Source organism: Methylobacter svalbardensis (genome assembly GCF_037671525.1).
Classification (GTDB): domain Bacteria; phylum Pseudomonadota; class Gammaproteobacteria; order Methylococcales; family Methylomonadaceae; genus Methylobacter_A; species Methylobacter_A svalbardensis.
In genome coordinates this window covers 26,677-39,375 of record NZ_JAWPOH010000006.1, presented here as the reverse complement: position 1 = coordinate 39,375, position 12,699 = coordinate 26,677, and the positions used below count along the sequence as shown (strand labels likewise).

12 protein-coding genes are annotated in these 12,699 nt (G+C 50.5%); 7 read left to right on the top strand and 5 right to left on the bottom strand.

What is annotated here, in order from left to right; genetic code table 11:
- Positions 1 to 64 precede the first annotated feature (64 nt).
- Together RW114_RS03965 and RW114_RS03960 are read left to right on the top strand one after the other, a co-directional pair.
- Positions 65 to 3,316, top strand: coding sequence for a DEAD/DEAH box helicase (locus RW114_RS03965; RefSeq protein WP_340121418.1), 3,252 nt, complete (start codon positions 65 to 67; stop codon positions 3,314 to 3,316).
- Between the two features lie 203 nt (positions 3,317 to 3,519).
- Positions 3,520 to 3,939, top strand: a complete 420-nt coding sequence (locus RW114_RS03960) for a hypothetical protein (protein WP_340121417.1) — start codon at positions 3,520 to 3,522, stop codon at positions 3,937 to 3,939.
- A 116-nt stretch (positions 3,940 to 4,055) separates the two neighbouring features.
- Here RW114_RS03960 and RW114_RS03955 read toward each other — a convergent pair whose 3' ends face one another.
- On the bottom strand, positions 4,056 to 4,592 hold the full coding sequence (locus RW114_RS03955; protein WP_340121416.1) for a YkgJ family cysteine cluster protein: 537 nt from the start codon (positions 4,590 to 4,592) through the stop codon (positions 4,056 to 4,058).
- Between the two features lie 421 nt (positions 4,593 to 5,013).
- Here RW114_RS03955 and RW114_RS03950 point away from each other — a divergent pair, with 421 nt between their 5' ends.
- The 3 genes from RW114_RS03950 to recQ all read left to right on the top strand — a co-directional run bounded on the left by RW114_RS03950 (position 5,014) and on the right by recQ (position 7,830).
- Complete coding sequence (locus RW114_RS03950; protein ID WP_340121415.1) at positions 5,014 to 5,211, top strand: plasmid stabilization protein; 198 nt, start codon at positions 5,014 to 5,016, stop codon at positions 5,209 to 5,211.
- Positions 5,212 to 5,231: 20 nt separating this feature from the next.
- Positions 5,232 to 5,513: a type II toxin-antitoxin system RelE family toxin gene (locus RW114_RS03945; RefSeq protein ID WP_340121414.1), complete on the top strand. Its 282-nt coding sequence runs from the start codon at positions 5,232 to 5,234 to the stop codon at positions 5,511 to 5,513.
- Between the two features lie 181 nt (positions 5,514 to 5,694).
- Positions 5,695 to 7,830 carry a DNA helicase RecQ gene (gene recQ / locus RW114_RS03940; protein WP_340121413.1) on the top strand — a complete coding sequence of 712 codons (2,136 nt, stop codon included), beginning with the start codon at positions 5,695 to 5,697 and terminating at the stop codon, positions 7,828 to 7,830.
- 48 nt (positions 7,831 to 7,878) lie between these two features.
- On the opposite strand, the gene RW114_RS03935 is transcribed toward recQ, so the two are convergent.
- The 3 genes from RW114_RS03935 to RW114_RS03925 are packed head-to-tail and all read right to left on the bottom strand — an operon-like array spanning position 7,879 to position 10,355.
- On the bottom strand, positions 7,879 to 8,016 hold the full coding sequence (locus RW114_RS03935) for a hypothetical protein (RefSeq protein ID WP_340121412.1): 138 nt from the start codon (positions 8,014 to 8,016) through the stop codon (positions 7,879 to 7,881).
- 17 nt (positions 8,017 to 8,033) lie between these two features.
- Positions 8,034 to 9,149 carry a chloride channel protein gene (locus RW114_RS03930; RefSeq protein ID WP_340121411.1) on the bottom strand — a complete coding sequence of 372 codons (1,116 nt, stop codon included), beginning with the start codon at positions 9,147 to 9,149 and terminating at the stop codon, positions 8,034 to 8,036.
- A gap of 30 nt (positions 9,150 to 9,179) precedes the next feature.
- Positions 9,180 to 10,355: a cation:proton antiporter gene (locus tag RW114_RS03925; RefSeq protein ID WP_340121410.1), complete on the bottom strand. Its 1,176-nt coding sequence runs from the start codon at positions 10,353 to 10,355 to the stop codon at positions 9,180 to 9,182.
- A 301-nt stretch (positions 10,356 to 10,656) separates the two neighbouring features.
- On the opposite strand from RW114_RS03925, the gene RW114_RS03920 reads away from it, so the two are divergent.
- Entirely contained in the window at positions 10,657 to 11,448 is a 792-nt protein-coding gene (locus RW114_RS03920) for a sterol desaturase family protein (RefSeq protein WP_340121409.1), read from the top strand.
- The gene (locus RW114_RS03915) at positions 11,445 to 12,068 is read left to right on the top strand and encodes a TIGR04282 family arsenosugar biosynthesis glycosyltransferase (protein ID WP_340121408.1); all 624 of its coding nucleotides are present in this window, start codon (positions 11,445 to 11,447) and stop codon (positions 12,066 to 12,068) included. Before RW114_RS03920 ends, RW114_RS03915 begins: the two co-directional genes overlap by 4 nt.
- 253 nt (positions 12,069 to 12,321) lie before the next feature.
- Here RW114_RS03915 and RW114_RS03910 read toward each other — a convergent pair whose 3' ends face one another.
- A complete protein-coding gene (locus RW114_RS03910; RefSeq protein WP_340121407.1) occupies positions 12,322 to 12,699 on the bottom strand; it encodes a hypothetical protein in 378 nt (125 codons plus the stop codon).

Sequence of the window (12,699 nt, the reverse complement as noted above, 5' to 3'; positions counted from 1 at the left end):
CCTGCAATGGTGTCTAATTGCAGTACAATAAGTGCCCCTTGTTCAACTGTGTACCCATGCCTTCATGAATAAACAAAAGAAACTGCTACGTTCCGATATTCGCTACGAATGTGGCGACGCTTTTTATGAGCGTGGACGCAGCTATTTTGAAACAAACAGGGTGATTAATCTCACTGTTAAAAGCGAAGGGGCTCTTTTTGTACAGCTCAATGCCGCCGTGAAAGGCAGCCATAAAGACCCGTACCGACAAAATATCCGCATCGTCTGGCGCCCGGACTATAGCGCGGCAGAAATTGAAGGCGACTGCACTTGCCCGGTCGGTTATAACTGCAAGCACGTTGCCGCTGTTTGCCTGATGTATCAGAATTCCGGGCAAAGCCTTGCTATATCGGAGACAAAATCCAGTTGTCTGGATTGGCTAAATAGCCTTCATGAACAAGCGCCTGCACAGCACGATGTCCGCCAGGAATTTATTGCTTACCTCCTCAAACCCGGTAATGCAAAACACGAATTCACGATTGATCTTTTAATCACCAAAGCAAAGAAAACCGGAGGTTTAACTAAAGGCAGAAAAACAACCTTAAACAATTTACGCTACAGCTATGCCTATACCAGTTATATTCAACCGGAAGATCAGGAGATTGCCAAACTGCTGACTGCGCTTAATCCCGTTTTTAAAGACGAACCCTTGATTGCCGGCGCCACTGGCTATTTAGCCTTGTCCAAGTTATTGAAAACAGGTCGGCTGTTCTGGCAGGACATCGAACGGCCTGCGTTAACAAGAGGCACCGACCGCGATTTAAAACTTGACTGGCGGACAGCCGATAACGGCGATTATCAATTAGCTGTCGAAATCGATCCCCCTGCCATTTTGCTGCTGACCGATCCTCCGCAATACCTGGACAATTCTTTGGGCTTGCTAGGCGCGCTCAACGCGCATAATCTGTCGACCGATCAACTTAAAAATATCCTGGCCGCCCCGCTTATCCCGCCCGAATATGCCGATGAATTCAGCCAACGCCTGATTATCGAACACCCCGGCCTGCCGCTGCCCGCCCCAAAAAAAGTCGAATTAATCGAAGCCGATCAGCTGACGCCTACGCCCAAGCTATTGCTGTTCGGTCATCAGGTAACGGCCCAGCAATACACGCATTTTATGGCGGTATGTTTCAATTACGGGGACTGGACGCTTTCTGCAATCACCCCTGAAGACTATAGCGTGGTAAAAACCGATCGAGGACTGGTGAGGATTAAACGCGACGTAGAAACCGAACAACTGGCCATACACCGTCTGACCGACCTTGGTTTTACCCCCGCACCTTTCATGGAAACCGGCCTACAAGAACTGCTTTTATTCAGCCAGTCAAAAACCATAATGGACAGTGCCGCACGCTGGGGCGACTTTCTCCAAAACACCCTGCTGGAGCTGGAACAGGACGGCTGGGTTATCGATATCGATGAAAGTTTCCTGCTTAATTTTCAAACCGCCCAGAACTGGGAAGCCGAAATCAGCGAAAGCCAGCAAGACTGGTTCGAGATGAGCTTCAACATAGAAGTTGACGGCCAGCCCATGCCTTTACTGCCGTTGATTATGCCGGTGCTGGAAAACTACGACCCGGAAAACCTGCCGGAAATGCTCAGCATTCCTTTGGGCGAGCACAATTATCTGACCTTGCCCAGCGACAAGATCAAACCGTTCCTGAATGTGTTGCTAGAACTGTTTAACAGCAGCACCATGGGCAAAGACGGCTCGTTGAAACTGTCCCGCTTTAATGCCGCCGCACTGGCCGACCTGGAAGAACACAGCCACGGCCTGTTCAGTATCAACGGCGGAAAAGAGTTGCGGGAACTGGGGCAAAAACTGAAAAACTTTACCGGCATTCAGGATGTCGCCCTGCCTGTCAACTTGCAGGCAGAACTGCGTCATTACCAGCAGCAGGGACTCAACTGGCTGCAATTTTTACGGGAATACAAATTCTCCGGCATTCTGGCCGACGACATGGGCTTGGGCAAAACCATACAGACACTCGCCCACCTGTTGATCGAAAAACAAAGCGGCCGGATGAGCCTGCCCAGCCTGATCATCGCGCCGACCAGTCTGATGAGCAACTGGCGACGGGAAACCGAACGATTCACCCCCGACTTGAAAATCCTGATCCTGCAGGGCACCGAACGCAAGCAGCTGTTCTACAAAATCCGAGACTACGACCTGATCCTGACCACCTACCCGCTGTTGACACGAGACGAGGAAACCCTGCTGGAGCATGACTATCATTACCTGATTCTGGACGAAGCCCAGGTCGTTAAAAATCCGCTATCCAAAGCCGCGCAATTGGTGCGCCGCATTAAAGCCAATCACCGGCTATGCCTGACCGGCACGCCGATGGAAAACCATCTGGGCGAACTGTGGACGCAATTCGATTTTTTGATGCCGGGCTTTCTGAGCGACAGCGCCACCTTTAAAAAACGCTACCGCACCCCGATTGAAGTGCATGGCGATAGCGAGCAACGAGCGCGGCTGTCGCGCCGGATTGCACCGTTTATGCTGCGCCGCACCAAGCAGGAAGTCGCCACCGAATTGCCGCCTAAAACCGAAATTATTCGTTCCGTACCGCTGTATCCGAAACAGGCCGCGTTATACGAGAGCATCCGCCTGACCATGGAGAAAAAGGTCCGCGATGCGATTGCCCAAAAAGGCCTGTCGCGCAGCCATATCACCATCCTCGATGCCTTGCTTAAACTGCGCCAGACCTGTTGCGACCCGCGCACCCTGCGGCTAGTAGAAGCGCAAAAAGTGCAGGAATCCGCCAAACTCGATTTGCTGATGGAGCTATTGCCGGAACAACTGGAAGAAGGCCGACGAATTTTGGTGTTCTCGCAATTCACCCGGATGATTGCGCTGATTGAAGATGCGTTAAGTGCCCAAAAAATTGGCTACACCAAATTGACCGGCCAAACCCGCAACCGTGACGAAGCCATAGAACGTTTTAAAAGCGGCGAAGTTGATGTGTTCCTGATCAGCCTGAAAGCGGGCGGAGTCGGCTTAAACTTGACCGAAGCCGACACCGTGATTATTTACGACCCGTGGTGGAACCCCGCCGCAGAAAGCCAGGCCGCAGACCGCGTCCATCGCATAGGCCAGGATAAGCCGGTTTTCGTTTACAAACTCATTACCGAAAATACGGTAGAAGAAAAGATTATCGCGATGCAGGACAAAAAGCGCGCGCTGGCTGAAGGGATTTATAAAGGCGGCGAAAAAGAGGAATCGTTGAAACTGACGGCGGAAGATTTGACGGCTTTGTTTGAGCCGTTGTGAGGCTTAAGGCATAACACCACGAAGATACAAAGGGCACGAAGAAAAGCTAAGGTAAAGCTTCGTGTCTAATTATTTCAAGCTTATCTCGTTCCCACGTAGCGCGTGGGAACGAGATAAATATGACAAACCTTACGCCAAATACCGCCAAGGTAAATTGTAATGTTAGCTATAAATAAAGCCATGAAACAGCAATAAAAATGAATATGAAAGTTCGCGTTATTATAAAAAAACTATCAAATCCTCGCGTTAGAAGGCGATTAAAAATTGGCCTCTGTGTTTATGGTGGTGTGGTTATGATTGGTCTGTTATTTAAGCTTGTCTATGATATTGGTTATTTTAACGCGCAGTCACTTAAAAATGATACGAATACTGAGCTACCTATTACGCATCCAGTACTGACAATGGAATCTGCTCAGCGTATTGTGTCTGGTGCGCTAAAAGAAGACCCTACTAACCCAAAAACAACTGTGGATCAGATTATTGATAGCAATCATAAACTTTCAGCCATTATTATAGAAAACAATAAACTAAAAAAAATTGCTTGGATTATAGATATGCGTTTGTTTTTTACCGGCGATCTATTCAATGACGCAGGTTATAATTTGACCAAAGGTATTGAGTAAGAAGCAGAGGGTCAGGCGTTACAATTTACACTAGAAATGTCAAATGTAAGGCCTGCCCCCGTCTGTGTTGCCTTTTCAATGGCTGACGCGTTGGGCTTCGCGATGCGTTTTCTTAGTCAGTCCATCCGACGGTCCGCACGAAAATTGGCTTTCGCCCCGTCCTCCTTCCAGCGCGTGAACCACTCGGTCAAATCGCGGGTGTCGCCCAGCCCGCAGAGACGGCGATCAATGGCGTCCTGGTTGCCCCAAACCACCTCAGCCAAGGCGCCACCGGCCACGCGCGATTCGATGTCCTTACAGTAAAGCCCCTGGTCACGCTGGACATAGAATCCGTACGTGCGGCAAGCCACCGGGCGGTGGGCGTAGACCAGGCAGGCCCCCGCCGACCGGTCCAACAACGGGCAGACGATGGGGCGTGATGACTGCTCGGCCAGCGCGGCGATGTCCTCGCCAATTTCCCGAAGCCTCTCCGGGGGCAGCGCCGCCAGTCCGTCCCGCAGTAATTCCCATTCCGCCGCAGTGAGCCGGGGTACTTCGGCGAGCCGTCGGCAACAGCCGTCGCAGCCCAGGCGGCATAGCCAATCGAGATTGTCGGCACCGATAGCGCCTACGCGCGCTTCGATGTCAGCATGGAGTTGGGTAAGTGTATTCATCTTCGTATCCGGCCTTTTTAACCGCGCGTTGAAAAAAGCTTCATTATGGGTTGAGTAATAATGGAACTGAAATTTCGAATAGCCGAAATAATACTCTAAACCGGCATTTACCGTTTAAGGATCTGAACCAATAGGCTGTTTGAGTCGTAACCTCACAGTGGTAACTGCGCTATTTTTAACATGCATTTAACATCGCACTCACTTATACAAAACAGCCAAGCAGGTTACCGTTTATGTCCATCGTTTTTATGCTTTGATAGGGCAGAGGATTTCGGAGTTGCCCATGGCCATTCCACTACGGGAAGCCGCATGATTATCAGGCAGCGAAAAGCTGTTGTCCAACTTCAACTATGCAATTTTGGTTGAAAGATGCTAATAAACGTACTAATCTAGGCGCCAATAAACAGCTTTAGAGCATGTCATGGCACACATCATTTTGGCAGAAACCTCCGCCCGCGTTTCCGAATTAAAAAAGGATTCTATGGGTACGGTCGCAGCGGGCGAAGGCTTTCCTGTTGCGATCCTCAACCGCAATGAACCCGCCTTTTATTGCATCCCCGCCATAGCCGATGCACGCGAAAATCAAGCTGAAATCAAAGTCAATTTGGCCGACTTATAAGCACACGGGACTACACACTTATGGCTTACAGCCTTGCTTTCAAGGAAGATGCGCTTCAAGAGTGGTACGTGCTTGATAATGCGGTGCGGGGGCAATTCAAAAATAAGCTGGAAGAACGGCTCACCAACCCGCACACCCCTGCTTCAAAACTCTCTGGACAAAAAAATCGATACACAATCAAACTCCGTAATATGGGCTTTCGGCTGGTGTACGAAATGAGGGATGCTGAGTTAATCGTCGTTATAGTGGCTGTTGGCAAACATGAACGCAACGCTGTTTATAAGGCGGCTGCGAAGCGATAGCGGTTCCCAAGATGGAGAAACTGTGAACATGTAGGCCGGAATAAGCCGGTTCGAGCGACAGCGAGAACTGGTGTTTCCGGCAATCACTATCTAAATTCGCGCCGAATTCGCCGGAAACACCACCTCGCGCTACGCGCTTGGATGGCCTTATTCCGGCCTACCCAACTGATAAAAAGGCGTTATGAATAACAAACCCATCGAAGTCCTCAAAAGCGTTTTCGGTTACGATAAATTTAGGGGTCAGCAACAGGAAGTCATCGAACGACTCATAGCCGGGCAGGATGCGTTGGTGCTGATGCCGACCGGCGGCGGCAAGTCGTTGTGCTACCAGATTCCGGCCCTGATCCGGCCCGGCGTGGGCATCGTCATTTCGCCATTGATCGCACTGATGCAGGATCAGGTCAACGGCTTGCTGCAATTGGGTGTTAAAGCCGCGTTTCTTAACTCGACCTTATCGCTGGAACAATCCCGAAGCATCGAACAGCAGTTGCTTAATGGCGAGCTGGACTTACTGTATATCGCACCGGAACGTTTGACTTCGGCGCGAACCGGGGCGCTTTTCGAGCGCATCAAAATCGCCCTGTTCGCGATTGATGAGGCGCATTGCGTTTCCCAATGGGGACATGATTTTCGGGTGGATTATCTCCAGCTTTCGCTGCTGCATGAGCGTTTTCCCGACATTCCCCGTATCGCGCTGACCGCGACCGCTGACGACAAAACCCGCGAAGAAATCAAATTACGCCTCAATCTGGAGCAAGCGCAGCTCTATCTCAGCGGTTTCGACCGTCCCAACATCCGTTACCGGATAGTGCAAAAACAAAATGCCCGCGACCAGCTGATTGATTTTATTCGCGCCGAACATGCAGGGGATGCCGGGATTGTCTATTGCCTGTCGCGGAAAAAAGTCGATGCGACCGCCGAATGGCTCAGAACCAAAGGCGTCAACGCCCTGCCCTATCATGCCGGCATGGCGTCCGATTTGCGCTCCAAGCATCAGCACCGGTTTTTAATGGACGAGGGTTTGGTGATTGTGGCAACCATCGCGTTCGGCATGGGTATCGACAAGCCCAATGTGCGCTTTGTCGCGCATCTGGATTTGCCCAAAAGCGTTGAGGCCTATTATCAGGAAACCGGCCGCGCCGGGCGTGACGGCCTGCCCGCCAACGCCTGGATGGCTTACGGCTTGCAGGACGTGATCACGCTACGGAAAATGCTTGCAGACTCCAATGCCGACGAGACGCATAAACGGGTCGAATTCCACAAACTGGATGCGATGCTGGCCTTGTGCGAGCAGGTTCATTGTCGCCGCCAGGCCTTGCTGGCTTATTTCGGCGACCTGCTTGAACAGCCTTGCGGCAACTGCGACACCTGTCTGGAGCCGGTTAACACCTGGGACGGGACGCTGGCCGCACAAAAAGCGCTGTCCTGCATCCACCGCACCCAGCAACGCTATGGCGTCGCCTATTTGATTGATGTATTGCGCGGCAAGGCCACCGAGCGGATTGTCAAAGCCGCTCATGATACCTTGTCGACCTTCGGCATCGGCGTTGATATTGAAGAACAGCAATGGCATTCGGTGTTCAGGCAGCTGGTCGCAAGGGGACTGGTTGCGGTCGATTTCGACCGCTTTGGCGCGTTGCAACTGACCGAAGCCTGTCGGCCGATTTTGCGCGGCGAGCAGCAATTGATGTTGCGCAAGGACTTGAAAGCTACAAAAATCAAGGGTGGCAAAAGAGAAGGCAGGCAGTTTGCTAAAACTGACGACACCCTGTTGTGGAATGCCTTGCGCGCCAAGCGCAAGATGATCGCCGAGGCTCAGAACGTGCCGCCCTATATCATTTTTCTTGACGCCACCTTGATGGCGATGCTGGAAGCCAAACCGACCAACCGCCAGCAAATGAGTCTGTTGTCCGGTATCGGCGAACGCAAGCTGGAACTGTACGCCGATGAATTTCTGGCGGTGATCAAAGAATTCGCCGACCTTAACAACGGGCCGATTGGTCTGTCGGATACCATGGCGGAATCGGTCGCCTTATTCCGCCTGGGATACAGCATCAAGCAGGTTGCTGAGCAACGAACGCTTAAAGAAGAGACCATTTATAGCCATCTGGCCCAGTCTCTGGAACAGGGCATGTTAGTACTGGCCGATGTGGTTGAATTACCCGAGCAGGAAATCAGGCGAATAGAGGCCGCTATGCTCGATTTGCCTGAGGATCAAAGGAACGCACTTAAACCGGTTTATGAGCAGTTTGAGGGACAATACAGTTATGGAATTTTGCGTTGCATCCGGGCGGCTTTACAGCATCAAACCGGGTGATGGCTACACTGCCATTGACTTAAGCCGATCCCCCAATCTATCTTAGGCTCATTTTAATTTCGGCTTATAAGGCTCGCACAACGCAAGATACAACGGCACTGAATTGATCAATTTAGAGGTTCCGCTGGCAAGAAAAGCGGTTGCCATCAACGGAATCAGGATCTCATGGCTGTTGGTCATTTCCATGACAATCACAAATGACGTCAGCGGCAATTGCAACACACCCGAAAAATAAGCGGTCTGCTCAGTAGAATCATTGCCGACATCGGCGCTATCGGAAACCAATGAGCCAGATTAACGCCAAAACCGGCACCCGTTGCCAGCGACGGTACAAAAATACCGCTGGGTATGCCGCTAAAAAAAGTCGCGCCAGTCGCAAGCATTTTAAGAAACGGATAAGAAACATCCATGGTGTGCATACCGTGCAATATGGCCTTGGTTTGCTGATAACCGGTGCCGACCGTCGCATCGTTAGAAAGATAATTCGCTATAGCGACGATGCCGCCGCAGACTATCGCAATCACAACGACCGAGATGCCGGTTCGCTGGAGCAAACGACTACCGAGAACAATGATTTTGCTGAATATCCCCCCCAGAAATCCACCCGCAATCCCGCATAAAGGCACCGCCAACCAGTTTTTTCCAAATGGCATAATCAGTGATTCATCCTCAAAATAAATGTAGCTGTTTAATAAAGCATAGGCGGTCATACCGGAAAAAATAATGGCGGTTAATAGCAGGCTGCTGATCCGTTCTTCCAGCGTATGACCCATTTCTTCAAGGGCAAAAATGATGCCCGCCAAAGGGGTGCTGAACAAGGCGGCAAAACCGGCAGCACTACCGGCCAGAATCAAGCCCTTTTCCATATAAAGAGGCGAAAATTTAATCGCCCGGCCGAGTGACAACATAATAGAAGCGCCGACATGCACGGCAGGGCCGCCAAAACCGACTGACGCACCCGAAAGCAAGCCCATAATCGGCAGAACCATTTTGCCGAAAGCAATTCTCAAGGAAATCAATTTGGATCGGTCTTCTTGGTTGCCGATGATGTCCAGTGCCGCCTTAACCTGCGGGATGCCGCTACACTCACTGCCGGGAAAAAAACGAAAGGTGAGCCATGCGCTAAACCCCATTCCGACAGGCGGGATGACAAAATCAAACCAGGGATATTGTAGCGAAAGGCTGCGGTAGGTTTGAGCAGCCCATTCGCTGAGCGAGGTCATCATAACGATAACCAAGCCGACAATGATTGCGCCTATCCAGAACACGAGGCGTTGTTTCCAGGCGATATAGGAAAAAAAAGCCCCACGTTTTTCCACAATAAGCCCCAAACCCAAAGTTACCTTGGGTCACCAAGGCAGCGTGAATTTTCCGCGTAATTTTACGGCCAGGATGGGAAATAATAATACCGAAATCATACCCGCGCTCACCAGTATAGAGGCTCTGTCCTGTGGCATAAGTCCGGAGGAAACGCCGATTTCGCTGATGATAATGATCAGAGGCAGACCTGTAGCAGAATAAAACGCGAAAGGTAGTTTTTCTTCGGGTGTCAGTTCCTTCTTGTATAGCAGCAACGGAACGCCTCGAATCAACAGCATCAAAGCCAACAAAAGAGCTATTTGTACCGGAGCCAGAGGGGCAGACCATAAGGCGCTGACTTCAAATTTCATGCCTGCAACGATAAAAAATATGGGTATCAGAAAACCATAACCGATCGCATCCAGCTTATGCCGCAACAATTCGCCCTCATTTCCTTTAATGGCAAGACCGACCACCATGCCGGCAACAAATGCCCCCAACACGATATTCAGGCCAAATGTAGCGGCAAGCGTGACCAATAGAACCTGCAACAAGATACAAATTCTGACCGGAAGCTGGCCACTGCTCTGCATGGTGTGCGCCAGCTTTTCAATTAATGGGGATGAGCGCATTTGTAGGGCAATATTGGCCACGATTAGGGCAAAGATGATAAAAGTCACCATGAACAGCGTATGCAGAAAAGTGTCCTTAGCAGGGATCACCACAAGCGAAATTAACATCAAAGGAACAAACTCACCGACAGCGGCTGTTGCCAACATATACTTCCCGAAATCGGTGTTCAGTTCTCCCCGGTCACGCAGAATGGGGGCCAGTATACCGAAAGCGGTAGTGGATAAGGCGACTGCGGCCAACATTACCGGCGTCTCGATGAGTCCGATGCTATTGAAAAAGAACATACAAAGCATCGCCAATAAGAACGAAAGAAACCAACCACCTACCGCCAATGACAAGGCTCTGCCGCGAATTTTATCAAAATCGATCTCAAGTCCGACCATGAATAACAGAAAAGCTAAACCAAGCTCTCCCAATGTACCGATCATACCGTCCGGAGTGGCCAAGTTGAACATATGAGGCCCTATCAGCATGCCCAAAACGACTTCAAGAACCACGACAGGTATGCGAACGATACTAGGCAACTCCCTAAGAAGCGCCGCCAGCATGGCAACAAATGCAATCAGCAAGAGTTCAGAAGGATATGTTTCCATAGTTTGTATCCATTATTGGTTTAATTAAACTTAAGGGGACTGAGTTTAAATCAGTTATCCATCACAAACCATTTTTTAGTAGTAGAATTCGTCTAACTGCTCAGTAGTTACGGCGATTCTTTGTAACTTCAGCTACAGGCAATTGGGCGCTTTTATTCACCACGAAGATTATGAAGAAAAGCAATAACTTCGTGCCCTTCGTGCTCTTCGTGGTTATGATTTTTTAAGCCTGCCTATCGATTTTTTGTGGATTTACCTGCACTGATAAGAAGCTACGATTCTTTAACGCAAGGAGACAATTTTGGAAACCATCATCCGTTTAAGCGCAGCACTCGGCATTTTTTGCATCATGATTGCCTGGGAATATGTCAGTCCCAGAAGAATCCAGCATATCAGCCGCAAACAACGCTGGACGGTTAACCTGGGACTCGCCGCATTCAACATCGCGATCATGCGCTTAAGCCTCGGCGGCATTGCCTACCTGAGCGCGGTTACCGCCGCAGACCAAGGTTACGGCCTGCTAAACCAATGGCCCACACCCGAATGGCTGTCGATTATCGTGACTTTGCTGTTCCTTGATTTTGCCATTTACTGCCAGCATATCGTTTCGCACAAATGGTTGCTGCTTTGGCATTTACATCAGGTGCATCATACCGATCTGGAATTCGACGCCACCACCGCAGTGCGCTTTCACCCGCTGGAGATCATGATTTCCATGCTGTACAAGGTGCTGTGCATTGTTTTGATCGGCGCCGACCCGTGGGCGGTCATCGCTTTTGAGATCATTCTCAACGGTGCAGCAACCTTTAATCACAGCAATATCAACATTCCACCGGCAATCGATAAAAAACTGCGCTGGCTGGTCATCACGCCGGACATGCACCGCATCCATCACTCGACTATTCCGGCCGAAACCGACAGCAATTACGGCTTTTCCATTTCCTGCTGGGACAGACTGTGCAAAACCTATGTTGCCGAACCCCGGCAGCCGCAAACGACAATGGCTATCGGTTTAAAGCCTTTCCGCCAGCAACAGGAATTAGGCTTTGTGCAATTATTGCTGCTGCCTTTTAAGGCGTTGCGGAAACGATGACTTACCAATATCCCGATGCCGTGCTGATGATTTTCTGCAAAGCCCCGATTCCCGGCCAGGTCAAGACTCGTTTAGTCCCGGAATTAACCGCCGAACAGGCTGCCGAACTTCATATCGAACTCAGCACAAAAACGCTGCAACGGGCTATACAAAGCAACTTATGCCCCGTACAACTCTGGTGCGCACCGACAACCGACCATGCTTTTTTTACGGCGTCGAAAGCCGCCTATCCGTTAGTTCTAAAGCAACAACAGGGAGCCGATTTAGGCGAACGCATGCACCACGCTTTTTGCTCGGCACTTGCCACCTATTCCCGCGCATTGTTAATGGGCTGCGATTGCCCGTCATTAACCGGACAGGATCTGGAACAAGCGTTAACCGCCTTAAATCAGGAAAATGAAATCGTCATAGCCCCCGCAGAAGACGGCGGCTATGTCATGATCGGACTCAACCGGCCCCACCCCGAACTCTTTGACAATATGCCCTGGGGTACAGCACGAGTGCTAGCCCAAACCCGCAACCGTATCGAACGCTATAAGCTTCACCATCACGAACTGAGCGAACAGTGGGATTTGGATACGCCGAAGGATCTGGAGCGGTATCGGGGGCAATTGCCCTGAACATATCTTCAAGTTAGCGCTTAGAGCGGTTTCACGTCGCGCTGTAACGGGTCGCAACAACAAGCCGCCAATCAGCGTATAACATCAAAATAATCGGACATAAAAAACCGCTTGGAAAAGTCCGAATGGACGACAGATTCAGAACTCCGTTTATGGCGGATTGCCTAACAACGAATCCGCCATACCACTTTAAGACGATACATGAATGCACGGCCTATACCAGTTGCGTTGGTCTGATCCGATCCAGTAAACGTCAGCGGGGAATTTCGATCTTGATCCATTCCGCAGTAAGCGCGGGACTGCGGGTGGCTTCCCGATATTTCACCTCTACCGTCATTTCCGCCTTCAGATCAGCCGTCGAGCCGATTTGGTTACTGTCCCCTACTTTGCTGCGATCCAGCCAAACGGGAGTGTTATCCGGCACCGCGATAGTCAATATTCCCGACGCATCGTTGATGGTGAAGGTTTTATTCCGCTCGTCGACCGCAGCGACTTTTCCGATGACGCTGCTGATATTCGATACACCGACAGATGCGCCGATAGGAATATACATCTCCATGGCTTGCTGCGCGTGGGTTAGGACTGGCAGGACTAGCAGGAGTCCCAGGCAAAAAAATGATCGTATAGACAT

Coding starts and splice junctions, on each gene's coding strand:
- RW114_RS03955 (WP_340121416.1), bottom strand. CDS start 4,592: ATGAATACACTTACCCAACTCCATGCTGACATCGAAGCGCGCGTAGGC.
- RW114_RS03910 (WP_340121407.1), bottom strand. CDS start 12,699: ATGTCTATACGATCATTTTTTTGCCTGGGACTCCTGCTAGTCCTGCCA.
- RW114_RS03915 (WP_340121408.1), top strand. CDS start 11,445: ATGACTTACCAATATCCCGATGCCGTGCTGATGATTTTCTGCAAAGCC.
- RW114_RS03935 (WP_340121412.1), bottom strand. CDS start 8,016: ATGGAAATGACCAACAGCCATGAGATCCTGATTCCGTTGATGGCAACC.
- RW114_RS03965 (WP_340121418.1), top strand. CDS start 65: ATGAATAAACAAAAGAAACTGCTACGTTCCGATATTCGCTACGAATGT.
- RW114_RS03950 (WP_340121415.1), top strand. CDS start 5,014: ATGGCACACATCATTTTGGCAGAAACCTCCGCCCGCGTTTCCGAATTA.
- RW114_RS03960 (WP_340121417.1), top strand. CDS start 3,520: ATGAAAGTTCGCGTTATTATAAAAAAACTATCAAATCCTCGCGTTAGA.
- RW114_RS03945 (WP_340121414.1), top strand. CDS start 5,232: ATGGCTTACAGCCTTGCTTTCAAGGAAGATGCGCTTCAAGAGTGGTAC.
- RW114_RS03925 (WP_340121410.1), bottom strand. CDS start 10,355: ATGGAAACATATCCTTCTGAACTCTTGCTGATTGCATTTGTTGCCATG.
- recQ (WP_340121413.1), top strand. CDS start 5,695: ATGAATAACAAACCCATCGAAGTCCTCAAAAGCGTTTTCGGTTACGAT.